General features: G+C 63.4%; 20 protein-coding genes. 13 read left to right on the top strand and 7 right to left on the bottom strand.

Features of this window, described 5'->3' with window-relative positions:
- Positions 1-164 precede the first annotated feature (164 nt).
- Positions 165-1,076: a biphenyl-2,3-diol 1,2-dioxygenase gene (gene bphC, locus ACFWBU_RS12225; protein ID WP_378528378.1), complete on the bottom strand. Its 912-nt coding sequence runs from the start codon at positions 1,074-1,076 to the stop codon at positions 165-167.
- 30 nt (positions 1,077-1,106) lie between these two features.
- The gene (locus ACFWBU_RS12230) at positions 1,107-2,279 is read right to left on the bottom strand and encodes an acyl-CoA dehydrogenase family protein (RefSeq protein WP_378528380.1); all 1,173 of its coding nucleotides are present in this window, start codon (positions 2,277-2,279) and stop codon (positions 1,107-1,109) included.
- Positions 2,280-2,513: 234 nt separating this feature from the next.
- Between ACFWBU_RS12230 and ACFWBU_RS12235 the strand changes: the two genes are divergently transcribed.
- Positions 2,514-2,999 (top strand): nuclear transport factor 2 family protein, encoded by a 486-nt coding sequence (locus ACFWBU_RS12235; protein WP_378528381.1) that lies wholly within the window; start codon positions 2,514-2,516, stop codon positions 2,997-2,999.
- Positions 3,000-3,019: 20 nt separating this feature from the next.
- Positions 3,020-3,562, top strand: a complete 543-nt coding sequence (locus tag ACFWBU_RS12240) for a nuclear transport factor 2 family protein (protein WP_378528382.1) — start codon at positions 3,020-3,022, stop codon at positions 3,560-3,562.
- A 21-nt stretch (positions 3,563-3,583) separates the two neighbouring features.
- Here the strand turns inward: ACFWBU_RS12240 and ACFWBU_RS12245 are convergent, their stop codons facing one another.
- Positions 3,584-4,489, bottom strand: a complete 906-nt coding sequence (locus ACFWBU_RS12245; RefSeq protein WP_378528383.1) for an alpha/beta fold hydrolase — start codon at positions 4,487-4,489, stop codon at positions 3,584-3,586.
- A gap of 126 nt (positions 4,490-4,615) precedes the next feature.
- Here ACFWBU_RS12245 and nhaA point away from each other — a divergent pair, with 126 nt between their 5' ends.
- The 9 genes from nhaA (at position 4,616) to ACFWBU_RS12290 (ending at position 16,606) form a co-directional block, all read left to right on the top strand.
- Entirely contained in the window at positions 4,616-5,995 is a 1,380-nt protein-coding gene (gene nhaA / locus ACFWBU_RS12250; RefSeq protein ID WP_378528384.1) for a Na+/H+ antiporter NhaA, read from the top strand.
- An 88-nt stretch (positions 5,996-6,083) separates the two neighbouring features.
- Complete coding sequence (locus ACFWBU_RS12255) at positions 6,084-7,004, top strand: SDR family oxidoreductase (protein ID WP_378528385.1); 921 nt, start codon at positions 6,084-6,086, stop codon at positions 7,002-7,004.
- A 931-nt stretch (positions 7,005-7,935) separates the two neighbouring features.
- A complete protein-coding gene (locus ACFWBU_RS12260; RefSeq protein WP_378528386.1) occupies positions 7,936-9,474 on the top strand; it encodes a sugar transferase in 1,539 nt (512 codons plus the stop codon).
- A 108-nt stretch (positions 9,475-9,582) separates the two neighbouring features.
- Positions 9,583-10,632: a glycosyltransferase gene (locus ACFWBU_RS12265; protein ID WP_378528388.1), complete on the top strand. Its 1,050-nt coding sequence runs from the start codon at positions 9,583-9,585 to the stop codon at positions 10,630-10,632.
- A 2-nt stretch (positions 10,633-10,634) separates the two neighbouring features.
- Positions 10,635-11,696, top strand: coding sequence for a glycosyltransferase (locus tag ACFWBU_RS12270; protein WP_378528389.1), 1,062 nt, complete (start codon positions 10,635-10,637; stop codon positions 11,694-11,696).
- Entirely contained in the window at positions 11,693-12,799 is a 1,107-nt protein-coding gene (locus ACFWBU_RS12275) for a glycosyltransferase family 4 protein (protein WP_378528390.1), read from the top strand. Before ACFWBU_RS12270 ends, ACFWBU_RS12275 begins: the two co-directional genes overlap by 4 nt.
- A gap of 192 nt (positions 12,800-12,991) precedes the next feature.
- Complete coding sequence (locus ACFWBU_RS12280) at positions 12,992-14,296, top strand: O-antigen ligase family protein (protein WP_378528391.1); 1,305 nt, start codon at positions 12,992-12,994, stop codon at positions 14,294-14,296.
- A gap of 113 nt (positions 14,297-14,409) precedes the next feature.
- Positions 14,410-15,477, top strand: a complete 1,068-nt coding sequence (locus ACFWBU_RS12285) for a hypothetical protein (RefSeq protein ID WP_378528392.1) — start codon at positions 14,410-14,412, stop codon at positions 15,475-15,477.
- Positions 15,478-15,691: 214 nt separating this feature from the next.
- Positions 15,692-16,606, top strand: a complete 915-nt coding sequence (locus ACFWBU_RS12290; protein WP_378528393.1) for a glycosyltransferase — start codon at positions 15,692-15,694, stop codon at positions 16,604-16,606.
- A gap of 253 nt (positions 16,607-16,859) precedes the next feature.
- Here the strand turns inward: ACFWBU_RS12290 and ACFWBU_RS12295 are convergent, their stop codons facing one another.
- Both ACFWBU_RS12295 and ACFWBU_RS12300 read right to left on the bottom strand, forming a co-directional pair.
- Positions 16,860-17,960, bottom strand: coding sequence for a glycosyltransferase (locus tag ACFWBU_RS12295; RefSeq protein WP_378528394.1), 1,101 nt, complete (start codon positions 17,958-17,960; stop codon positions 16,860-16,862).
- Between the two features lie 44 nt (positions 17,961-18,004).
- Positions 18,005-19,837 carry a DUF4012 domain-containing protein gene (locus ACFWBU_RS12300; RefSeq protein ID WP_169651418.1) on the bottom strand — a complete coding sequence of 611 codons (1,833 nt, stop codon included), beginning with the start codon at positions 19,835-19,837 and terminating at the stop codon, positions 18,005-18,007.
- A 711-nt stretch (positions 19,838-20,548) separates the two neighbouring features.
- Here ACFWBU_RS12300 and ACFWBU_RS12305 point away from each other — a divergent pair.
- On the top strand, positions 20,549-22,150 hold the full coding sequence (locus tag ACFWBU_RS12305; protein WP_378528395.1) for a polysaccharide biosynthesis tyrosine autokinase: 1,602 nt from the start codon (positions 20,549-20,551) through the stop codon (positions 22,148-22,150).
- Here ACFWBU_RS12305 and ACFWBU_RS12310 read toward each other — a convergent pair.
- Positions 22,121-22,636 carry a protein tyrosine phosphatase gene (locus ACFWBU_RS12310; protein ID WP_169651416.1) on the bottom strand — a complete coding sequence of 172 codons (516 nt, stop codon included), beginning with the start codon at positions 22,634-22,636 and terminating at the stop codon, positions 22,121-22,123. The genes ACFWBU_RS12305 and ACFWBU_RS12310 overlap by 30 nt on opposite strands.
- A gap of 146 nt (positions 22,637-22,782) precedes the next feature.
- Here ACFWBU_RS12310 and ACFWBU_RS12315 point away from each other — a divergent pair, with 146 nt between their 5' ends.
- Positions 22,783-24,210 carry an Hsp70 family protein gene (locus ACFWBU_RS12315; protein ID WP_169651415.1) on the top strand — a complete coding sequence of 476 codons (1,428 nt, stop codon included), beginning with the start codon at positions 22,783-22,785 and terminating at the stop codon, positions 24,208-24,210.
- 1 nt (position 24,211) lies between these two features.
- Here ACFWBU_RS12315 and ACFWBU_RS12320 read toward each other — a convergent pair whose 3' ends face one another.
- On the bottom strand, positions 24,212-25,495 hold the full coding sequence (locus ACFWBU_RS12320) for a YibE/F family protein (protein ID WP_378528396.1): 1,284 nt from the start codon (positions 25,493-25,495) through the stop codon (positions 24,212-24,214).
- Positions 25,496-25,540: the final 45 nt, after the last annotated feature.

Genomic DNA, 25,540 nt, shown 5'->3' on the forward strand with positions numbered 1-25,540 from the left:
CGTGGCCCACCCCCCCCTCCCCCTACTGTTTTGCGTTGGTTTTTTTTCTTTTTATTTTTCGTGGGCACCCACTTACCCGGCTGCCCCTGCTTATCCCCCCCCGCCCCGCCCGGCGGCCCCCCGCGCTTCTGAGCGAGTGTGCTTGCGGGGTACGTTGACCCGCGCTATCCGGCGGGCGGTGCGAACGCCTTCAGCGGCTCGGAGCCGGTTTGGTCGTGGCCCCAGTACGCGTCGGCGGTGATCTCCTCGGACGTGTAGAACCGTTCGTCGACCAGCATGCCTTCGGTACCGAACTCGAGATCCCATCCGCCCGGTGCGCGGACGTAGAACGAGATCATCTTGTCGTTGGTGTGGCGGCCCAGCGTCGAGGAGATCGAGAAGTCCATGCGGTTGACCCGATCGAGGGCCTGACCCACTGCGTCGAGGGTGTCGACCTCGGTCATCAGGTGCACGAGCCCGGGCTCTTCGTTCGGCGGCGCGGGGCACAACGCGAGGCTGTGATGACGCTCGTTGATGCCGAGGAAGCGCACGCGGACGTGGCCGTCCTCGTCGAGACGGATCGAGCCGCGCGGCAGGAATCCCAGTATCTGCGTGTAGAACTCGTAGGTCTCGTCGAAGTTCGCCGACGGCAGCACGACGTGGCCGAGGCCGTGACGGCCCGTGACCCAGCGACCTGCGAAGCGGGTGACGACCGGGCTGTGATCGAGGACCGGGCCGAAGAACACCTCGACGCGGGTGCCGGCCGGATCCTGGAACGCGATGGCACCTTCGGCGTCGATGTAGGTGGCCTCCTTGTGGGAGAGCACCTCCACCGCGCGGCCCGACTTCTCGACCGCTTCGCGCACGCGCTGGAGCGCGAACTCGTCACGCACCTCCCAGCCCACGGCCAGTGCCTTGTCCGAATCGCCCGGCAGCACCTGGATGCGGGAGCGGCGCTCGTCCACGCGGGCGTAGAAGCCGTCCGGCTCCGGGCCGGAGCCCTCCGCCATGCCGAGGCCGTCGAGGAGCAGTTCGCGCCACCGTGCGACGTCCTGGGTCTGAACTCTCAGATAACCGAGACCACGTAACTCTGTCATGTCAGTTGTTCCTCGAATGTTGTAGGTGGATCAGATCATTGCGCGGTATGCGCCCTGGGGCTCGCCGCCGAGCTGCGTGAGTGCGGCCGAATGGTAGATCATGCCCGGCACGTGAATGGCGTGGGTGAGGCCGACGTGGGCGTCGCGCCAGAAGCGCTGCATCGGCGTCTTCAGGTGCACCGCAGCGCCACCGGCGCGGGCGAACACCTCGTCCATCGCACGTACCGCGCGCCACGCTGCCGAGATCTGGGTGCGGCGTCCGATGGCGCGCTCCTCGAAGCTGATCTCCTCTCCGCGGTCCGTCTTGTCCCAGAAACGATCGACGGTTTCGAGCAGAGCCAGCCGCGAGGCGGAGATTTCCGACGCCGCCTCGCTGATCGCGAAGAGGATGTACGGGTCTTCCTTGATCGGGACACCCGTCACCTGGACGCGTTCCTTCTGGGCTGCGATGTAGCAGGCCAGCGCACCCTCGGTCATGCCGATCAGGGAGGAGGTGATGCCGAGCGGGAAGATGTACGAGAACGGGAACTTGTAGAGCGTCTCGTCGCGGCCCGCGTGACGCCAGCCGTTACCGCTGAGCACGATCTCCGCGTCGAGGGTCCGGTATTCGGGGATGAAGGCGTCCTTGATGATCAGATCCTTCGAGCCCGTGCCCCGCAGCCCGATGACGTTCCAGCTGTCCTGATCGATCTCGTAATCGGAGCGGGGCAGCACGACGTGCAGGACCTTGTCGGTCCGGTTGCCGTCCTTGTCGCCGACGGCCGCACCGATCATGATCCAGCCACAGTGGTCCGTTCCCGACGAGAATGCCCAGCGCCCGTTGAGGATGTAACCGCCGTCGACCGGCACCGCGACACCCATGGGCGCATACGGCGATGCCATCCACATGTCGTTGTCCGCGCCCCAGATCTCTTCCTGGGCCTTCGGGTCGAAGAATGCGAGCTCCCACGGGTGGACACCCACGATGCCGGCGACCCAGCCCGTCGCGCCGTCGAGGGCACCGAGCGCCATCACGGTCTCCGCGGCTTCGCGGGGATGGCCCTCGAATCCGCCGTACTCCTTCGGCTGGAACGTGCGGATGATGCCCGACTCGCGCAGGTGCTTCGCCGTCGTGTCGGTGAGGCGCATGAGCTTGTCGCCCTCGACGCCCTCGGCGCGAATCTCGTCCGCGTGCTGCATGATTCTGTCCAAAACGTGGCCCATGGCGTGACTCTTCCTGGGTATCGGCTGGGGGAAGCCGAGCGGGGTGGGGGTGTCCCGTGACGGGATGGGACCGGCGCACACTGTGTGCCGATGCACTGCTCGAAGAGTGGCAGGGGCCACATCGGGCCGCATCGATGTTTCCGTTGAACGGGACAGCAACTGCGCGGCGTGGGGTGCAGCGGTACAACGAGGGCAACGCACGGCCGTCCGCACCCACACTCCGGAAGGAGAAAGATGACCGACACCGCAGCCCTGGTGGCTTCCCTGCTCGAGCGTGTCCAGGTACTCGAAGACAAGGCAGCGATCCAGGAAGTGCTGTCGGCGTACGGGCCGGCCGTGGACGCCGGTGACGCCGACGCCGTCGGCGAATTGTGGGCCGAGGATGCTGTCTACGACATCGACATCCGGGTGATGGAGGGCCGCGACGCGATCACCGAGATGGTCCGCACCCGTCCCCACCAGGACTACATCAACGAGGGCTGCGGCCACCTTCTCGATCCCGTCCACATCCGGGTCGAGGGCGACACCGCCGTCGCGACCTGTCATTCGCTGCTGCTCCGCCGCAACGTCGACGCCGATTCCTTCCGCGTCTGGCGCGTGACCGCCAATCGGTTCGAACTGGCTCGCATCGAGGGAAGCTGGAAGATCAAGCGGCGCACCGCCCGGTTGCTCGACGGTAGCGATGCCGCACGCGAGCTGCTGGCACGAGCATCCCGCTGACAAGCCCCGGAGGGTACATCTTGTCGCAGAACGAATTACGAGACGCTCCGGAGCCGGCTCTCACTCTCGATGCCGCAGAGCAACTTCTCGCTATCCGCGAGATCGAGCGGGTGTTCGCGGCCCGGCTCCGCGTGATGGACAACAAGCAGTGGGAGTACTACCCGACCCTGCACACCGAGGATGTCGTCAGCGAAACGTGGCAGGGCCTGCCCGGCGACAAGCAGCCCCGCACCGACGGCGAATCAGGGCGGGTCGTCGGACGTGAGGCGTTGACCCGCGCCATCAATAACCTGCTCGACGGCCCCGTTCCGATTACGTCGGCGCACCACGGGCACTGCCCCGAGATCGTGCTGGAATCCGACACCACCGCCCGCGGTGTCTGGGCGATGGAAGACCGGTTGTGGTGGGACAACAACGGCACCGAGGAATCTCTGCACGGGTGGGGTCATTACCATGAGCGATACGCCAAAGTCGATGGCGTGTGGCTCATTTCGTATCGCAAGCTCACCCGTCTCCGGCAGGTGCACACGCCCGGCTTCTTCTCGTTCCTCAAACCCCTCTGATCCTTCGGCACCGTGCGCTCGTCATATGCGAGCGGCGAAGCCCTTCTCGGCCGCTCGGGCATGCGCGACGATCTCGCCGATCACTTGCGGCCACAGGGGCGCGGGCAGGTTGTGGCCCATACCCGGAACCACGACCAGCCGCGCCCCCTCGACGGCGTCAGCCGTCGCGATTCCGCCGTCCACCTCGACGAGCGGATCGTCTTTGCCGTGGATCACCAAGGTCGGGATCGTCAGGTTGCGTAGTCCCGGAGTGCGATCGGGGGAGACCACGATCGCGGCGAACTGGCGCGCCACACCGGCGGCGTCGTGGCCCCGGAGGAACGAGCGCCGCCCGAGCTCGGCGACACGCGACTCGTCTAGTGGGTATCCGGGCGAACCGATCACCCGGTACACCTGAAGGGACCGTTCGGCGGCGCTGTCCGGGTCGGTCGGCTGCGGAAGGAACAACGCCGCTGTCGCCTCCGGTCGCGTCCGCCCCACCTCCCGCGACGGAGTGGACATGATCGATGTCAGGCTCCGCACCCGGCCGGGGTGATCGATCGCGAATTGCTGGGCGATCATGCCCCCCATCGACGCACCGACGATGTGCGCGGACTCGACACCGAGCGCGTCGAGCAACCCTGCCGTGTCCTCGGCCATGTCCACCAGCGTGTACGGCGGTGCGGGCGTGCTCTGTCCACCCAGCAGCGCACCCAGGTCGGGAACTCCGGCGTCGTCGAGGTGACTCGACAATCCGATGTCGCGGTTGTCGAAGCGGATCACGTGGAAACCGTGGCCGGCCAGCAGTCCGCAGAATTCGTCGTCCCACGCGAGCATCTGGGTGGCGAGACCCATGATGAGCACAAGGGGAGGGGCGTCCGCGTCGCCGAACGTCTCGTAGGCCAATTCGAGGTCGCCGACTGCTGCGCGCTCGGTCCGGTCGGTCATGGGCATCCTTATCGCTCGCTACCGGTGTCTGTTTCGTACCCTGCCATGTCGCGCCGTCGTCTTTACGCTTTCGAGGGGACGTTGGAGTGTTCCGGAGGAGACTCGGAAAGGACTTCGGAGGGGCACATGACGGTCGACGACAATCCCACGAATCTTCGTCGGGTGTCCAGGCTGCTCGCCGGCATCCGTGACGGCACCGACGACGACACGCTGGCGGCGGGATTCCTGCTCGCCGCCACGGTCGTGGCGCTTGTCTGGGCAAACCTGGGAGATTCCTACGAGGCGTTCTGGCACACCCCGCTGAGCATCCGGATCGGGGATTACGCCATCACCCTCGACTTGAAGGACTGGGTGAACGACGGCCTGATGACCTTGTTCTTCTTCGTCGTCGGTCTGGAAGTGAAGCGGGAACTCACCATCGGAGAGCTCACCGATCGCACACGGGCTGCTGTCCCACTGGTAGCCGCCGTTGCCGGTCTCGCGTTGCCTGCCGTGCTCTACCTGTTGCTCAACCCCAGCGGGGAGGCTGCGGGTGCGTGGGGCGTGGTGGTCTCCACCGACACGGCGTTCGTGCTGGGCGCGCTCGCGCTCGTCGGACCACGGTGCCCGGCCCGGTTGCGGGTGTTCATCCTCGCGCTCGCGGTGGCCGACGACATCGGTGCGCTCGCCATCATCGGGTTCTTCTACACCGAGCAGCTGAGGCTCGGGTACCTGCTGCTCGGCTTCGCGGGTTTGCTGTTGATCATGCAGTTCCGCCGGCTCGAAGTGTGGCGCGGCGTCGCCTACTTCCTCGTCGCGGCCGCAACGTGGGTGGCCTTCTACGAGTCGGGCGTGCATCCCACCCTTGCCGGTGTACTGATCGCGCTGATCCTTCCCATCTATCCGCCGCGGCGCGCCGAGGTGGAACGGGCGGGTCAGCTCACGCGGGCATTCCGCCAATCACCCAATCCCGACTATGCGCGCGCGGCGCAACTCGGTGTTCTCCGCGCGGTGTCCGTCAACGAGCGGTTGCTCCGGTTCTATCAGCCGTATACAGCCTTTCTCGTGGTGCCGATCTTCGCTCTCGCGAACGCCGGTGTGGTGATCACCGGCGAGACGATCGGCGACGCGATCGTCTCACCGATCACGTGGGGTGTCGTTCTCGGTCTGGTGGTGGGCAAGCTGGTCGGGATCACCGCAGCCGAGGCCTCCGAGGCGGCCGCGGCGCAGGGCAAGTTCTGGGAGATGCACGACCTCCTCTTCGCCCACAGCGACGCCCTGTCCGAAGAGGAGATCTACGACTACGCCGAGCGACTGGGCCTCGACATGGACCGATTCGACGAGGATCTGCGGTTGGACCGCTACCGGCACCGAGTCGACGACGACGATCTCGACGCCGCGACCAGCAACCTGTCCGGGACACCCACGTTCTACCTCGGAGCCACCGGCACGGGTCTTCCCTTGCACACCGGGCCGTTCGACGCGGCGACCTTGATCAGCAGACTCGAAGAAGCGCGCGAAGTCTGACCGACTCCGCACGCGCGCGAGGTTTGGGTGCGCATACAGAGGGAAGCCGACGTGCGGACCAGCATCCGAATAGCTCAGGAAGGTACTGATGGCTGAAGAGGACGCCCACACAACGCGGACCGATCAACTCCGCTTCCAGGACCCCGTGACTCGCTACCCGTCGATCACGCCCCCGGAGCAACATCAGCCGGAACCGGGGCACGAATCCGAGCTCGAGCCACGAGCCGACATCGGCGAGTTCTCGTACCGCGGCACCGGTCGCCTGAAAGGGCGCAAAGCGCTCGTGACCGGCGGTGATTCCGGAATCGGTGCGGCTGTGGCGATCGCGTTCGCGCGCGAGGGCGCCGACGTCGCGATCTCACATCTGCCCGAGGAAAAATCCGACGCGGAGAACGTCGCCCGCATCATCTCGGAGAGCGGCCGGAAGGCGGTGACGCTGGGTGGCGACCTGACGGACGCTCGTTTCTGCCGCAGCGTGGTGGATGACGCGGCCGAACATCTCGGCGGACTCGACATCCTCGTCAACAACGCGGGCAAGCAGATCGCGACGACCGGTCTCGAAGAGCTGCCCGACGAGCAACTCGAGGAGACGTTCGAAACGAATATCCTCGCGATGCTCCGGACCACTCGCGCCGCGCTGGCGCATCTGGGGGCCGGGAGCACCATCATCAACACCACGTCGATCGTCGCGTACATGCCGTCGCCGACGCTGATGGATTATGCCTCCACCAAGGCGGCGATCAACAATTTCACGAAGGGCCTGGCACACCAGCTCGCCGGCAAGGGTATCCGCGTCAACGCCGTCGCGCCGGGTCCGATCTGGACACCGCTGCAACCTTCCGATGGACAGCCGAAAGAGGAACTTCCCGAGTTCGGGCAGAACACACCCCTGGGGCGCGCGGGGCAGCCCACCGAACTGGCGCCGGCGTATGTGTTCCTGGCGTCGCCCGAATCGAGTTACGTGGTGGGATCGACGATCCACGTCAACGGTGGGATGCCGTCCCCGTAGCCACTTCCTCGAGTTGCCCGTCGACATGGTCGCGGGCGCACCGAGGCGACGCGGTACACGCCTACGGCCTGGACGTGTACCGCGTCGGCGGTCGGAGGCCTGTGTCATGTGGCGCACCGCCCCGGGCGTCACCGACAACCAAGACCGGCGTCGTGAGCCCCGAAGGGCCTCGACCGACGCCCCGCCCCCATCCGAGTCTCCTCCCCGAGACCGGCCGCTCCCGAACCCCCCGGGATTCACTTGCGACACACCGTGTATCCAGCGCCTCGTTCTTCTCGTTACGCTCCTCCAGGGCATTGCGGACGAAGTTCATCCGTTCAGATTACATACGCCCGAACATCGCGATTTGTCGGTAACGGACGATTCGTATCCCGATCTTCGGGGCAGTTACGCACCCCCGATGAGCTCCGGATGACGAGCTCTCCTCTGTCTGAGCCTTTACCGGCACCAACCCGATCTCCCGTTCGTTCAGAAGCGCTTACGCCGAGACACAGACGCCGGGTGAGGGCAATCTGTCGAAGCCCATCGGACAAATTCGGAAATTGCCCGCGAAAACCCTCTCGACTCCGCAACACAGACGGCTGCGGGGGTCTTCGCGTAGTTTCACCGCACATGCGGGGATTCAGTACCGCTGTGGCCGTGTGTGTTACCTGTGTGGCTGGGTGGTCGCAGATGCAAGATCGCAATCCGCACCATTAGCGAAGAATGGGCAATAGCAAGGCCGGGAATCAAACTGCTCTCAGATGCTACGAGCTGCAAGTGACGTTATAGTTACCCCAGCGACACGGAGCAGTAGTGGATGGTCTACGGCGTTTCGCATGGGCATTCGGGGTGGTTTGCCTGACTCGTTCCCGGCCGATGGTTGTCTCGGACCCGAGTTCGGGGTCGACGGTTGTCTCGGGGAGGAGACACGTATGAGGACGAAGGCACGATGACCGCGGTACCCGAAAAGCGACGGTCCGCAGCTACTCTCGATCGGCGCGCGGTACGTCGCGAACAGGTGCGCACCGGCGATCCCAGAGGCGGTTCATCGGCAGAACGGCGGAGCTGGCAACGCGCATACGTGCGCCGGCTGTTCTGGACCGACGCCGTGATCGTGGTTCTCGCGGTCGTTTCGGCGCACGTGGTCCGATTCGGTCACGACAGCTTGCTGACTGTGGATACCGCCCACGCCCTCGACTACACACTGGTCTCCGTCGCGTTGGCAGCTGCCTGGATCATCGTTCTCGCCGGTTTCCGCACGCGGTCCCGGCGAGTCGTGGGTTCCGGCTTCGACGAGTACCAGCGCGTCATCGCAAGCACCCTCCGGTTGTTCGGCATCGTCGCCATTTTGGCGCTCGTCTTCCGGATGGAGCTTGCCCGCGGGTATCTGGCGATCGCACTGCCGGCGGGCTTGATGACCCTACTGCTCAGTCGATGGTTGTGGCGTAAGGCTGTTTGGCGCAAACGTCGGTCGGGTCAGTTCAGCACGCGCGTGCTGGTCGTCGGGGGTGCCCGTGCCGTTCGGCACATGGCGCAGACATTCGAGCGCAAGAAAACCGACGGGTACCATGTCGTCGGCGTGTGCGTCCCCCGGTACTCAGGGGTGCCCGGGGAGGATATCGATGTCGGCGGACGCTGTATCCCCATCTACGGCGACGAATCGTCGGTGGTCGAGGCGCTGAAGATCTCCGGTGCCGACACCGTGGCCGTGACTGCCACCGAAACTCTCGGGCACGAAGGCATTCAAGACCTCGTATGGATGCTCGAACCGCTCGAAGCCGATCTTGTCGTTGCCACCGGGGTAGTGGACGTCGCCGGGCCGCGCCTGGAAATGCGCCCTGTTGCCGGCCTGCCGCTGATCCATGTGGAGAAGCCGCGGTACCACGGCGCCAAGCGCAGCGGGAAGCGGTTGTTCGATCTCGCGTTTTCGTCGGCCGTGCTGGTCGTGCTGAGTCCGGTGTTCGCGTTGGTAGCGCTGGCGATCCGGCTCGACGACAAGGGCCCGGTGTTCTACAGAGCCGAGCGCATCGGGATGGATGGACTACCGTTCGCGATGATCAAGTTCCGCTCGATGGTGATCGACGCCGACGAACAGATCCCGGCGTTGCTCGATCGGAGCGAAGGATCCGGACTTCTGTTCAAGATGCGCGACGACCCGAGGGTGACGCGCGTGGGGCGGATTATTCGACGCTTCAGCGTCGATGAGTTGCCTCAGTTCATCAACGTGGTGCGCGGCGAAATGAGCGTCGTCGGGCCGCGCCCACCGCTGCGTCGTGAGGTGGAAGGGTACGACGGCCGAGTCCGCCGACGACTGCTGGTGCGGCCGGGACTGACGGGACTGTGGCAGGTCAGCGGGCGGTCGTCCCTGTCGTGGGATGAGGCAGTGCGGCTGGATCTCTCGTATGTCGAGAACTGGTCGATGGTCAACGATGTACTGATCATCGGAAAGACGGTCAAGGCTGTGCTGGTGAGCGAAGGTGCGTACTGAGAGGGGGCAGCGAAAGCCGGGCGAGGGTGAAGTGGCGAATGAGTCGGTCGTGACCGAGGGCGAAGTACCAGTGCATCAGCCGTGCAAACGGGAGGGGGTACTGCCATCGTGACGCGAATCGGGCTTGATGTCGGCGCACTCGTGCAACCCGGTAGTGACCGCGGCCTTGGAAGATATACCGTGGAAATAAGAGCGGCGGCGCAAGGGATACGCGGTGTGGAGGTCGTTCCGGTCTCCACATCTCACTATCGAGTGCCGGCGAACTCTTTGCTGGATCACGTGCTTACCTTGGGGCAGTTGAGGAAGGTCTCGTTGTTCCACTCGACGACCGTGACGCATCTTCCACTGATCAAGACGCGTCCGTGGGTGTGTTCGATACAGGACATAATTCCCTTGGACCTCTACGGATATACGAAGCGGGGCGTGAAGACCGACTTCTACCACTCCCAAGCTAAGAGATGCGATGTCGTCGTTGCAAACTCGATTTATACGGCGAGTCGCATCGCAGACAGGTTGGGCGTCGCGCCGGAGAAGATTGTGACGGCTCCGATCCCGGTGAGTGCGGCATTTCGTCGTGGGCCGAGCGGGCGGGCTGACAGTCCGGTTGCTTATGCCTGTGCACTCGTCGACCAGAGGTCCCGGGATGACAGGAAGCGCTATCACTGGATTCAGCAGATCGCGAAACAACTCAGAAAATCGGAGATCCAGGTCAGAATCGCCGGTCGGGGAATAAGGGCACACGAGTTCCCGGATTGCACGGTAGTCGGAGAGTTGAGCGACGCGGGGCTCCGCGACTTGTATTCCGCGTCGATTTGTTTCATTTATCCCAGTGCCTACGAGGGTCAGGGTTTGCCTCCTATCGAGGCTATGGCATGCGGTTGCCCCGTCCTGGCGTTCCGGAACACGTCAGTGGAGGAGATGATCGGACTCGAAGAATTCTTGGTGGACGACCCCATACCGTGGGCGGAACAGGATCTACTCGGTTCGATGCCCCGCGATGCTGTTTGCCATTTTGCCGACAAGGTCGTGAACCTTGTCGAAGACCGAGATCGCCTCAGTAAATATCGTAGACTCGCTCTCGTTCAGGCAGGGAAATTGTCCGACCGCACTCTTGCCGAAGCGCTTGCACGCTCCTACCGACTGGCTTCGGGGGGATGACGATGATCGTGGTTCTGAACGACTTCATCGGCGCACGAGGGGTCAGCGGTTCGAGCATTGGGGCTACACAGGTGGCCCGTGCACTCGCCGATGGCGGCACCGATGTGTACCGGATGACAATCGGCAGAGAACCGAAGTCCAGGGTCGGGCGATTGGCGGGAATGCTCAGGTGGGACTTCGTCCACACTCCGAGGACTGCAAGTAAAGTCGATGCTTCTTGCATCGTGCACTGCGCCAACACGGGGTTGGGCGCGCGACATCTTCCCTCGATCGTCATCATGCACGACACGATGGTTCTGGATCACCCGGCACTTTTCGACCGGGGTTACAACGTGTACGCGAGGATGGCCTTCGGCATCTCGGTTCGTGCCGCCCGCGTAGTGGTCACGCCGTCTGAGCACAGTGAGAACCGGATACTCGCACGATGGCCGGGAACCAGCGTCGTCGTTATACCCTGGCCGACGCAACCTATCCGGCCGAACGCGAACCTTCCCGGCTACGAAGAACGCATGCGAAAGCCGACCGTACTCGCGGTGGCGTCCACCGACCGGCATAAAAGGCTGGATATCGCTGTCAATACCGTGTCGACAGCACGCCGTATCAGCGGCATCGACTTCGGTTTGACACTGGTTGCGCGGCCGGGCAACGCAGAGTCCGCCGTGCAACGCGCGATCGGCCGTGCGGATCCGGAGCATGAATGGATCGAGGTCGTCAGGGGAATCAGCAGCCGACACCTATCTGATCTGTACGACAACGCGTTCTGTCTGATAGTGGCGTCTCTCGACGAGGGTTTCTGCCTCCCCGCTCTGGAGGCCGCATCCCACGGATTACCGGTTGTACATACTGCCCGGGGCGCTCTAGCCGAGGTAATGGGCGGGGATCCCGCTTCCGGGTGTGACTACGCTGCTGACGAGGCAAGACTGCTCGAGTCCATGATCAGTATCTGCGACAGGCCGGCATGGGAATCCTCACGTGCGAGATCGATCGAGCGGGCAGGGGTTTCTACGGGGCCAGAACAATTCCGAGACCGATGGCGCCTATTGGTGAAGGAAGTCGGATCATGAAGGTGACTTTCCTGCACGGTAGCAACGACATATACGGCGCGAGCAGAGTGCTGTTGGACGAGGTATCGATTTTTCTCTCGAACGCGTGGGATGTAGCGGTTGTGCTACCGATGAAAGGCCCTCTGACGGAGAAGCTTACGACGCTCGGTGCACACGTTGTCGTTGATCGTGAACTCCAAGTACTCCGTCGTGCCCAGTCGCTGAAAACAATTGGGAATCCGCGGATGCCGGCGGTGATACGCGGAGCAGATCTCGTAGTCGTCTGGACACTCGCATTGGCAAGTTATATCCCACTCCTGGTGCTTCGGAGGCAGAGCTTCTACGTATCGGTCCACGAGATTCAAGGAGGGGCGGTAGGCGTCGTATTGCTTTGGCTGTTGCGTGCCGGAAGCTTCCCGATCACAGCGTGCAGCGAGGCTGCCAAGGCGTGGATGTCGAAGGGCGGTATATCAGCGGACAGAATATCTGTTACCTATCCGATTTTCTCCCCGGACTCGGTCAACTCGCTCTCGGCGAAAACTACCGGTTGCAGACCCGCGATCGCAGTTGTCGGACGCACGAATGGGCGCAAGGGACATCTGGAGGTTGTCCGCGCCCTTCGGCGTCCTGCACTTCGCGATATGGAGATGACTCTCCTTCTCGCGGGTGGTCCGTTCCCCGGCCAGGAGCACCACTTGGCAGCGATGATCGATGAGGCGGCAACCGACCGGCGCATCACCTATGTCGGGGAGATCCACGGCGTGCAGAGTCTTGAAGGAACCGTCGACGCCGTGGCCTGTTTCCCCACACTCCCAGAGTCTTTCGGGTTGGTCCCGCTCGAAGCGTGGGCATCAGGGATTCATACCCTGGGGCACCTGGAGGGCGGTGCTGCCGAGGTCCTGCCGCTCGTAGGGGCAATGTCTGTTCTTGAAATGCCCCCCGTAGACAGTCTCGCGGCGTTCATCCGAACCGCGCTTGTGAACCGCGCACGGTGGCAGGATCTGCCGCCTCAGGAATCGGTTCTGAAGAAGTTCTCGAGGGATGTTCGCGAGTGTGTCGTCTGTGACGTCATTGCGTCGGCGGAGTCAGCTACCAGCGGCTGGACGAAGGCAAGAGGCGGATGAACAAAAAGCGAAGTCTCTCCATCGGACGGCCGGGATCACTGTGTGCTGTCTCCACCCGGGTCGCATCGGCGAGCAACAGGTGATCTGGTGGAACCTCGAGCGGATCGGAAGTCTACGACCTCCCGAATTGCGCGTGCGCTTCCAGTACGGCGAGGTCGCCCCGAGAACATCCCCACCATTTTGGGCGTCGTTGTGGTCGCAATCGGTGGTGGAGCGGCCGCGGCTTTCACGGGTCTCGGGGCCGTCCTCGTGGTCGGCGGCGGTCTGCTGGTCGTCTTCCTCGCGGCGAACCGGCGGTATCTTGCGATCGGCCTCGTCCTTGCAATGTTCGTCACCCGGCCGGTCGCTGAGATCGGCCCGGCGAGCGTTCGTCCTGAGATCGTAGTCGGAGCAGCTGCTCTCATTTCGATACTCGGCGATATTGTGCAACGACGAAAAATCCCCGGGTTCCAGCTCAATCTATTTCTTGTCATATACCTTTGGATCGCATACCTCGCGGTTGTCTCGATACTCCATTCGGTGGACGTCGGTAAATCGATTTCGACCCTCGCCTGGATGGCGGTGTGCGCTACGGCTGCATTCTGGATATCCGTCAACCCTGATTTGACCGGACTCATTGTCCGGTCGGCAGTGTGGGTAAACTTGACTGTCGCGCTGGCTGCAATATTTCTGTACGGTCTGTCGAATCTTTCCGGCTACAGCATCGGTGCGCAATCCGATCCGGCGTATGGAGGCTACGCAGTATATGTCCTCAGCATCGAGGCGAATATTCTCGCCGGCCTGGTGTGTATATGGTCTGTTGTCTGCATAGCTGATCCGCTCCGCCAATTCAGCTCTCGTCTGCGCATTGCGACGCTCTTCATTGCTCCTGTCGCCATTCTTGCAACACACACGCGCAGTGCGCTTGTGGCGTTTGTCCTGGCCTTGGTGATTCTCGGGATCGCGCGGGGCAAGATCATTGCTTCTGCTGCATTCGTGGGCATCGTATCTTGGATCGGGTTGTCGATTGCGACCAGATACGATCCCGGGCTCGCAAAGTTTGCGACCGGGCTGGATTTCTCCGGCGGGACCGAGATTGTTCGTTACACCAGCTGGAAGATTGCATGGAGCGACATCTCGTCATCGACGGAGAACTTTGTCTTCGGGTCGGGATTCAACTCTTACGGACAGCGACACCTCGATCCGACCGTGCCGGATATTGCGCGTCCATCGTATCTCGGTAATCTGCCCTTGCAGCTGCTGTATGACGGGGGAATAATTACGCTGCTGGTTGTTTCGATAGTTGTGTTTGCGGTGTGGCGGCGCGCCGGCAGTGTCATCGGTTTCGGCGTCGCCACGGCGATATCGGTCGCATACATGACCATATCGATAGGTACGAGTGTCCTGTGGCTTTTGGAGACGTGGATGCTGGTCGGGCTTGCAGCGGCCAACGGCTGGCGCGGCGATTCGGGGCGGAAATCCGGAAACAACAATCCGGGTCGTAAGGCCGCGACGTGAGGATACTGCGAGGTAGTTTCGCCCTGGGTTTCGGGGAAGCAGTTAGTAAACTCGCTCTCTTTGCTTTCACAGCGTATTTCGCGAGGCGGGTCGGGCTGACGGAACTCGCGAATTTGAGCGTTGCGCAGTCCCTGCTGATGTACGCCACTGTGCTCGGGGATGCGGGTTTGACCGCGCATGCCGTCCGGCGTATCGCCGCGGGAGACAACGTTCGGACGGTCGTGCGTGAAACGTCTTCGGTCCAGCTGGTCCTCGCCACGATCGGCCTCGCGATTGTCGTCCCGATATCCTGCATGAACGCGGGTGTAGGGATGACGATGGCGTTGGTCCTGGCGCCGCTCGGCGCGGCTGCATCGCCGACTTATCTGCTCCAAGCGCGCGGTAACATGTCAGCGCTCGCTCTGGGGCGAGTGACTTCGGCGGTAGTCACAGCTGGTATTGGGATCGCAATCCTCTCTGTTGCACCAACGCTGTTCGCTGCCGTTGCGTATTCAGTTGGTTCTCTGGCGGCATTCTTGGCAATAGTGTGGCTGTCGCACGATTCGCTTCGCTTGTATTTTACTTCGCTGACCCCGAAAATCCGCCCCCATTGGATGTATGCGTCGAGGTGGTTGATCGTTCAGGCTCTGGTTGTGCACGCCTATGCTTCCTGCCTCACGATCGGGGGATCGTATCTGCTCGCTGAATCAGAATTTGTCATCTTGTCGACGGCCCTGCGAATCCAGATGTTGCTGCTCATCCCCGCAAATATCTTGCAGACGGTCTTGTTGCCGTTGTTCATCCGGCACGAATACAGCATTATTCGTGTATTTCTAGTAACGGTAGGCGCTTCCATCTTCGTGCCCTTGGTCGTGTTCATCTCGGGCGAGTCGATCTTGGAGTTCGTGTACGGGGGCGATGCGGGGGCGTCTGCCCCGACGCTCATGGTTTTGTCACTTCAAATTCCGCTGGCTTATGGGGCGACTGTAGTCCTCACGTCGCTCGTTGCCGAGGGCGCGTATGGTCGGACCACGACCTTCTATGTCGTGGCGCTGATCGTGCAGATTGTTTCTCTTATTGCGCTGGCTCGCGGGGGTGCAACTTCATCCGCGATTTCCCTCTTCATATCGGAGTTGCTCTTTCTTGCGCTTTTGTGTTCTCTGCGGGTATCGAGGAAAGGAAGGTCGAATGTATCCGGGTGAATCGATAATTGTGTTGGGGGGCGTTCCATTCGAATCGAAAGCCAACCAGACCTCACTTCAAATGACCCGCGAAATCTCCAAGACGCTTGACGTATGGTACCTGTGCCGTTCAACGCAGAGGTCGCGCCGGGACCCGAGAGACCTACTCCGAACTGCGGTCTCGTTTAGGAACTGGCGCTCGACATATTGTAGGATCGACCGAAACCTCCATGTGGTGACGCTTCCACGGTTGTTCGATTTTGTTCCGCTTGCCTTCCCGGCATGGTGGCGAAAAGTCGTATCAATTTATCTGCTCCATGTTGTGCGTGCGATGATCAGGAAATATGACATTGTGAACCCCGGACTCCTTGCCTACTGGTGGTTCTTCCCCGAGATTGTGTCACTCGAAACCTGGCGTTTTCGGATCTTCGACGTAATTGACAGGCACTGGGATCCGAGTGCAAACCGCCGCGATGATCGACGTAGGAAGCAGCACCTGAAATATGTATTGCGGACCGCCGATGCGGCCGACGCCACGTTCGTGGTATCGCCAGCGTTACGTGACGAGCTCGAAACGTTCGGTGTGTTCACTTACTGTGCTGAAAACGGCGTGGACCTCGAGCGGATCGCTTCGATAGACCCGGGTGGACACCGAAACCGAGTAGCTGTCTATGCTGGAGGGATAAATGGAAGAATCGATTTTGATCTGTTGAACAACACTGTCAAGTCCAACCCGGAATGGTTGTTCATCGTAGCGGGGGGCGGACCTCGGCTACGCGAGATCGGTGATGCACCGAACCTGCATAAGCTTGGGAACATCGATTACGAAGATGTCCTGCGCATTCTCAAGGCCTCCGCTGTCGGGATAATACCGTTCAGGGAGTCGGAATACGTGAACTCTTCGTCGCTGATGAAGCTGGTCGATTACTTGGCTTGTGGTGTGAAGGTGGTTGTCACGCCCGCGGTCCATCTTGGACGGATGGCCGATGCTGCGGGTGAACAGATCTTCGTTGTTGAGCGTTCGGCATGGTCTGACGCATTTCAAGGGCTCGGGTCGGTTGTGAGTAACGAAGCCCTTGATCTGTCCTCCTTCAGCGTACAAGCGCGTTCATCGAGGATGCTTGGGATAGTTGCGGAGGTGTCGCCATGATTTCCGCCTTCAGGGTTCGTGGTCAAGACCGTTGGTTGAACGCCGGCGTCGTGATTCGTTATCGATCGGGGACTGGAACGTGTGGATAATCAAGAGGTCCTTCAGAATTAGGTGGTAGCCAACCCGACTTGACCTGGCAGTCTGTTCGATTGTCGTGGCCGGATTGGTGGATGCTGTGTTACTCCCAGAAGTTGGGGAATCTCCGGAACCGGACACGTGGCGCCCCTACAACATCGAGAACAACGATCAGTGTTCAGCCTCCCGCGGCCTCGAGGAGCGAGGTCTCGTATCCCTTACACACGATGTCCCATGTGTACTCCGCTGCCTGGCGGTCTCGTGCACTTCTGCGCAACTCGGCCTGCCGGTCGTTGTCGCCGAGCAGCGAGCGGATCGACGCGGTGATTGCGCTCGGTGTGGGCGAAACGAATTGTCCGGATTCACCCAGCACCTCACGGTTGAACACAGTGTCGCGTGCGACGATCGGAGCGCCACAAGCCATCGCCTGCACCAACGCCGGGTTGGTTCCGCCGACGCTGTGCCCGTGAAAGTATGCTCCTGCGTTCTGCCACAGCGAGAACAACCTCTGGTCGTCGCTTATATGTCCCGTCCAGTGGATTCGGGAAGAGTTTTTCGACAGCCGCTCTGCTCGTAGATCGAGTTCCCCTCCGTAACCCGATGACCCGACGATCACCACTTCCCAATCCGTGGAGATGTCCTCCGCAGCTTCGAAGAACGCGTCGACCGTGTTTTCTTCCACAAACCGCGCCACCATCAACGCGTATCCTCCCGGGGTGAGACCGTCGACCGATTGCAATGGTCCCGGGTCGGAGCCTCCATAGGGGATGAAGTCCCCGCTGCGGTGGAAGTCCTCCCACCAGCGCCTTTCGATCTCGTGTGAGTCGACGACGATCCGGTCGCCGAACTTCGCGGTGAGGTGGGCACCCAGCTTGAACGCGGTTCTTGCCTTCTTACCCCACTTCGCACGGTCCCATTCGATGCCGTCGACGTTCACTACGGTGGGGATGCGGCGCGCCTTGAGAATCGGAAGCCAATATCCGTTTGCCACGTTCATGACCAGTGCGACGTCGGGACGGGTAACCGCTGCGTGGATGCTGGAAGTGAGTCCGTACGAGAGCGTGCTGAGCGACTTCGAATCGATGCCCCTGGTGTTTACGGCCCTGACAGCCGGATCACGCCCGGAGTCATGGTCGTTGGTCGCACCTTCACGGCCGTAAACCGTCACCTCCCAGCCCTTCGCGGAAAGGAAAGGCGCGAGGTTCCTGACCAGAGTCTCGAACCCGCCGTAATAGCTGGGGTACCCGCGGGTACCGATGATGACGACTGACTTCTTCATGATGCTCTCCCATCTCCGCAGGTTCGCGAGAGGTGCAATCGACCTCAATTGCAAGGTGGCGCATGGACCTTGACGTCTGGCCGATCGACCAACGGCTGTAGCGGTACACGCGGTTCGCCGGGAGCGACCGGCTCAGCGAGTTCATAGACAACTTCGACCGTTTCCCCGGAGCGCACCGGCACCTGCACGCTGAACTTCGGGTGCCCGCGTTCCTTGCCTCCGAATCCGAAGGCCGGGGTGCCGTCGACGGTCACCTTTTTCAGCGTGGCACCCTGCGTAGCAAGTAATCCCACATCCGAAAGGTTGGTGCCCACGGGTGCGCCGACCGGATTGTCGAACATTCCCGCGACGTAATCGGTGTAGTCACCTGCGGGGAGGGTGTTGGTGAGGCGCACCGTGACGGACGAATCGCGGGTCTCGCCTTCGCACGGTCCGGCGGTATACAGGATCTCTCGCTCCAGGTAGTAGTCGAGTTTGTTGCCCCCGAGGTTGTTGATCACCACGCCGGCGTAGGGGGCGGGATCGTCGGGAACCACCTGTCCGAGGGGAAATGTCGCCAGCACTTCCTGTTCTTCCGGTACTGAACTCCAGACGGCGAGACGTCCCTCTACTGCGGCGCGACCGAGTGCTTCGAGAAGTGCCTGGGGACGCGAAATGCTGCCGGCGAGTTTCTGCACAACTGTCTGCGCGACAGTCTCCAGATAGTTCTTACGCGCAGCCTGATCGTCACCGAACCGCGTGTACGCGGTCGACTCCGTCAACTCCACGACATTGTCTGCTGTGATCGTCTCCCCGTCCGGCAAGGTCACGTCGCCCACCGCATCGAGGACGTAACTCAGCGCGACGGGGTCGGTGGCGATTGCGCCGTCGACCTTTTCGCCGGTTTCCTGCTGCCACATCGACTGCCAGATCTGTCCGGCGTAAGGGAAATGACTGCTGATGTTGCTGTTACGGAAGTCTTGCGTGGGGCGGCTGCCACCGTATGCTTGTTGGAATTCAGGTCCGAGATCGATGGGTGCGTAGTCGAATCGGAACTCGCGGTTGCTCGTGACGTCAGCGAGGCTGACGGCACCGTCGACCGCTCTTGCTACTCCGAAGCCACCCAGCAGACCACCCGTGCCTCGGGCCTCGGCATTGGTCTGGAAGCCGACGAAGTAACTCCGTGGCCCATCCGCGCCGAGCATTGCCGGCGCGATGTTTGCGGCGGTAGCCGTATTGTTCAGCAGCCCAGACAATTCGGACACTTGGTCTTGGAGTTGCACGCGCGCGTCCTCGATCGGCCCGACGTAGGTGCTGTCGACCGCCTGGGCCTGCGCGTCGAGATCGGTGATCGTGGCCGCGGTGGTTTCGAGGACGGGTGCGGCGTCACGCAGTGCCGTGAGGTTGATCCGGGCGCCGTCGAGAATCAACTGATCGGGTGCCACCGCACTGCCCGCGTCCACCGCCGGCAGCAGAACGTCCTGCGTCAGGCCGCTCACGATCGCGGTCATCTGACGGGTGGAGTCGAGCGGATCTCCTATGAGCGGAACAGCGGAAGAAAGTCGCCAGGGAACTGAATCGACGGAATTCTGGGCGTTTTGCGCATATCGATCGGCGTCGTCGGCTGCTCGTGATGCCTTCTGGGTATCTCCAGACAGCAGTGCGTCTTTGGCCTGCATCGCGAAGTCCTGGGCCGTCTCGAGGTCCGATCTCGCCTGCAGCCCCTCGTATCCCAGCCAGCCGGCGAAGCCGACGGCGACGAGAAGCGCCGCGCCGCCACCGATCCGGACTCGCCGACGCTTTTTGTGTCGAGCACCGATTTCCTCGTCGGACGGGCGGTGGCGAACTCTGCGCCGACCCGGATCGGCCGATTCCGGCTCACGGGTAGCATCGTTCACATTCGAACCCCTTCACTGGTTCCGATACTGACGATAACCGGACTTTCTATCGGCCGTTCATTCACGTGGTACCGATCGTTATCCGTAAGTACACTTCGGATATCGATCGAGACATGAGAGTCGGGTGATCCGGGCAGTTCGAGCGGGGATGATCATGGTGTAACTTGCTCGGCGACATCGGATCTATCATATCGGGCAGGTGACGGAGTGCGGTGCAACGTTTCCGCTGTCCTCGAGCCGGCGGGGTCTCTGGTATGCGCAAGGAATTGAATTCGTACATTCTGTTCATTTCGGCGCACGACGCGGAATTGCGCGGTGTACTCGTTCGCCCGCGGGCCACAGGGCACCGCAGGATGTCGAAGCAGTTCTCGAGCGGCTCGACCCCCACCGGTCCTCTGTGTGCGCCCCGTGAGCGGCCTGTCGTGGATGCACGCCGGGCTCGCACCCTATCTCGGCGCGCGCCCCCTGTACGAGGTGCAGGCGACCGGACCAGGTCGCGACCTGGCGCAACAGGGACCTCCGGATGTGTTCCGCGATGTTGCCGCTCACTGTCTCGAGGGGGTCCGCCGTGCGGAGCCGGAGTGCCCGTACCGCCTGTGCTAGCGCTATGACGGCGACATCGAATTATTCGGTGCTGCAGCCGATCTCGGAAACCTCTACGTCGCCGATAAGGCGCCCGCGCGCTGTCACCGCAACGAGGGAGACCGCCTGATGGAAGTTCACGACTACGTGCGAATTCTTCAGGCGCGCTGGAAGATCATCGCGGTGGTGACCATCGTGGCGGTGCTCGCCGCACTCACCGTGTCACTGCTCACGACGCCGCAGTACGAAGCGAAGACACGACTGTTCGTGTCGACGACGTCGGGCGCGTCGGTCCAGGAGATCTACCAGGGCAACCTGTTCTCGCAGCAGCGCGTGGCGTCCTACACAGAATTGCTGGCCGGTACCACCCTCGCCCAGCGGGCACTCGACGAACTCGGCATCACGGATATCACGCCGGGCGAACTCGCCGCCCGCGTCACGGCGTCGTCCACACCGGACACCGTCCTCATCGACACCGCGTTGACCGACGAATCGCCCGAGCGGGCTCGCGATCTCGCGAACGCGCTGTCGGACGAATTCGTGGTCATGGCGCGTGAACTCGAAACACCCGAATCGGGTGGCGAACCCACCGCGAGGGTCGTCGTCGAGCAGTACGCCGCCACCCCGTCGACGCCGGTCGTCCCGAAGACCAGCCGCAATGTCGCGCTCGGTCTCGCGGTGGGACTGTTGCTCGGCATCGCGCTCGCTGTGCTGCGCGACCGGCTCGACAACACCGTCAAGGACCGCAACACCATCGAGGAGATCGCCGGTACGGGCGTCGTGGGCGTCATTCCGATGGAGAAAGCGCGGCACGAAGAGCCGGCCATCACGTTCGCCGACTCGAACAGCGGTGACGCCGAGGCATACCGGGAACTGCGCACCAACCTGCAGTTCCTCGAGGTGGACAACCCTCCCCGCGTACTGGTCTTCACCAGTTCGGTCCCGACCGAAGGCAAGACGACAACGGCCATCAACACCGCCCTCGTACTGGCGGAAGCGGGCAAGCCGGTCGTGCTCGTCGAGGCCGACCTCCGCCGGCCTCGGGTGTCGAAGTATCTCGGTGTCTTGGGCGATGCCGGGCTGTCGACGGTTCTGGCGCACCAGGCGTCGCTCGACGCCGTGCTGCAGTCGACACGCTTCGACTCGCTGTGGGTGCTTGCCGCCGGTGCGTTGCCGCCGAACCCGTCGGAGTTGCTCGGATCGGCACAGACCGAGGAGGTCGTCACCGATCTCCGGTCCCGATTCGACTACGTCGTCATCGACGCGCCGCCGTTGCTGCCCGTCACCGACGCGGCGATTCTCACACGCATCGCCGACGGTGCTCTGCTCATCGCGCGGTACGGGAAGACCACCCGCGACCAGTTCGGCCGTGCGATCGGCAATCTGAAAGCGGTCGACGCGACACTCCTCGGAACGATTCTCACCATGGTTCCGACGAAGGGACGCGGCGCGTCGTACGAGTACCGGTACTACTACGACGCCGAGAGGACGCACGCCGCAGGGGCGGCACCCAAGCAGGCTGTCGAAAATCCGGCGGTCCCCGGCCCGGCCATCGATCCGCCGGCCCCGCCTCGACACGCACTGGGCAACGGCAGAAAGCTGACCGGGCCGGTCGCGCCTGCGGGCCGCCACTCCGAGGAAAACCATCAACCGCTGGAGTCGTGGCCTGCGGTCCACACGCCACCGCGCCCCGCCACCGGTTCAGCTCCGGATTCGGGCGAGCAGGGGTAGCAGAAGGTCGGCGATCTCCGATCCGACCGCGACGAATGTCTCCTCGTCGCGACCGATCGGGTCGACGATGTCTTCCGGCCCGGACGCAGGAAACTGTGCCCGGGCCTCTGCCAGTTCTGCGACGGACGCGGCGCCCGAAGCCTGCTGCACGCGCGCGGCTTCCGGCAGCGTGAACGTCACGCGCATCATCCGCGGTGCGAGCGTGATCACGTCGCCCCGATGCTGTTCGCTCATCGTGAGGACGAGGTCGGCGTCCTCTGCGATTTCCGGAGTCAGCCGTCTCGCGACGAATCCTTCCGGGTCACCCCCGAGTTGCTGCAACACGAGCGCGGCGGTGGGCTCCATGCCGTGTCCCACCACGGCCCTGGTGCCCGCACTGTGGGCGTCGAGGTCGTCCCGCCCCGACTCGGCGGCAAATGCTGTGGTCAACCGTTCGGCGGTGGGCGAGCGACAGATGTTTCCGGTGCACACGAAGAGAATCCGCATCCGCCGATCGTAGGGGACGCCGCCGCGAGGGGCTGTCCCACGAACCGGCCCTGGCGTCGTATCCGGCATTGGGTAGCATCGGAGCGATTCGAAAGGCGCCGGGGAGAGACAACGCCGCTGGCGCGACCAACTGTCGAAGGCGGCTCATGAGTTCGGTTCTCGGTGTAACCGTGGGGGAAAGCGCCGTCCGGATCGTGCGTCCGGTGGATCGGACCGCACCCTCTGCGGGTTTTCAATTCCAGGTCGTGGAGACCGGAAAGGACGACCCGGCGCGACTCGCGGCGAGCACGCTCGGCGTGCTGTTCCAGGCAGGCGTGGCCGGCGATCCGATCGAGACGGTCGGGCTCGTCTACCGCGATCAGGCACAGGCCGAACGCCTGCGTGCCGCACTGTCCGCCGAGAAGCTCGACCGCTTCACGCTCGTGTCCGAGCCCGAAGCGGCCTTGACCTATCTGCAGGCGACCGGCGAGCTGGGCAGCAACACGGCGGTCTTCTACGACCTCGGCGACGCGGGCCTGACGGTCACCGTGGTCGACCTGCGCGCCGGCCAGGTCCTCGCCGAACGGACCGACTCGATCGGTGGCCGCGTCTTCGACAAAGCCATCCGCGAACATGCGCTCGATACCAACGGCGTGTGGCGTCCCGACGACCCGAGCACCGACAACGAATTGTCGGCGCAGTGCCGGCAGGCGAAAGAGAAGCTCTCCGAGAGCGATACCGTGGCGGTTCCCGGAGCGGCCGGTGTGGTGTTCCTGTCGCGCGACACCTTCGACCCGCTGATCTCGCAGTGCGTCGAGTCGTCCGCGCAGTTCGTGCACAACGTCATCGCCCGCTCGAACCGCAATCCCGAGGCCGTGGTGCTGCTCGGGGGCGGCGCGCACGTGCCGCTGGTCCAGGAAGTGCTGCGCTCGTGGCTGAAGCTGCCGCTGGTCGTGCCTCACGAACCCGAACTCGTCCTGGCCAAGGGCGGTGCGATCGTCGCTGCGCGGCCGCCGTCGTCGCAACCGATCAGTCCGCTCACCCGAATCGTGCCTCCGCGTCCCGCGCCGGTCAGCGAAGACACCGACCGCATTCCGGTGGTCAAGGCGGCGGTGTCCTCGCCGCCGCCGGAGAAGCCTGCGGAGAAGACCGACGACGACGCGAAGCCGTGGTGGTCCGCGCTGTCGTGGAGGGGACCTTCGGTCAGCGGCAAGCAGATCTCCGGTGCCGGACTGGCCGGGTCGGCGCTGGCTGTCGTCGCGGTGATCGGTATCGCCTTGAGCGCGGGGAACTCCGTGTTCGGAGCGCCCGCGGACGGCCGAGGGACGAGTCCTACGCAGTCGTTCGATCAGCCCACGACGTCGTCGACGCGGCCACGGCCCGCGCCCGCTGTGTCACCGTCGACGGTCACTCCCACGACCACCACCGAGTCGCCCACGACCACCTACGAGCCGCGACCGGTACCGCCGCCTCCGTCGCCGGAACCGACTCCGGAACCGCAGGTCCCGGGCCTGAACATTCCGGTACCGACGTTGCCGCCGCTCCCGACGATCGAACTGCCCCGGCTACCGGAACTCCGCGTACCCGGTCTGTGACCTACCGGCCCGGCTGCCCGCCCCCGTTGGGGCGGGAGTGCCGGCCCGGCGCGACCGGCGGGCTTCCGGCCCGGGACAGCACGGCGGCGATCGCTGTGGTGACGGGAACCGACAGCGCCAGCGCGATACCGCCCACGCATGCGCGCACGATCTCGACGGCCACCGCGTCGCCGGTGACCACGTCGGAGATCGACCGGCCCGCGACGGAGAAGAGCAGCAGCAGCGGCAGCGCACCACCCGCGTAGGCGAGCACGAGCGTGTAGACGGTGCTGGCGATGTGGTCGCGGCCGACCCGCATCGCGGACGCGAAGATCTCCCGGCGCGACGCGCGTGGATCCAGGGATGCCAGTTCGAACGCCGACGAGGCCTGCGTGATCGTGACGTCGTTGAGCACACCGAGCGAGCCGATGATGAAGCCTGCCAGCAGCAGGCCGCTGATCGACACGGTGCCGATGTACATCTGGACGTCGGTGTTCTGTTCTTCGGACAGACCCGTCAGATGGGTCATCCGGATCGCGACGTACGAGAGCAATGCGGCGAGGGCCATCGACGCGAGGGTGCCGAGCAACGCCGAACTGGTCCTGAGATTGACCCCGTGGGCGAGATACAGCACGGCGTAGAGGATCAGTGCCCCGCCGACCAGTGCGACTGGTACGGCCGGTTTTCCGTCGAGGAGGGCCGGGAGCATGAACATCACGAGCACCGCGAAGGCGACGCCGAGGCCGATGAGCGCCCGCAGGCCGCGCCAGCGGGCGACGGCGACGATGACGATCGCGAACGCCGCGATGATCAGGGTCAGTGGCAGGCCGCGCGCGAAGTCGTAGAACGAGTACTGGGTGGCACCTGTGGGGTCGGTCTGGCGGACGATCCGGATGTCGTCGCCGGTGCTCAATTCGGGCTGCCCGGGACCAGGGACCACCTCGAGCAAGGTGAAGGCGCCGGCGTTGGGACCGGACTCGATCGCGATGATGCTGCGCTCGCACTCGTAGGCCCCGCCCACGGGCGGGGGCAGCGGGTCGCCGGGGAACACGCGCCCGGACGACGGGCTACCGCACGCGCCGGGACCTTGCTCCACCACTGTTCCGGCTTCGGTGACCACTGCGTCACCGCCGGTGGTCTGGAACGGGGCCGGAACGTCGATGGATTGACTGCTCGGCCAGAGCAGCACCGTTCCGAGGAGGACGACGGCGCCGATGGCCACCAGCAATCCGATGACGATCTTCGCGGCGAGCGGGCCCAGTGGTGCAGGTCCGTCGAAGTGGCCGTGTCCGTGTCCGTGACTCACGGCCACAGGCTAACCACCCGCCGCGCGACACGCGCAGGCGGTGGC

The sequence above is a fragment of the Rhodococcus sp. NPDC060084 genome, from assembly GCF_042730335.1.
Lineage (GTDB): Bacteria > Actinomycetota > Actinomycetes > Mycobacteriales > Mycobacteriaceae > Rhodococcus.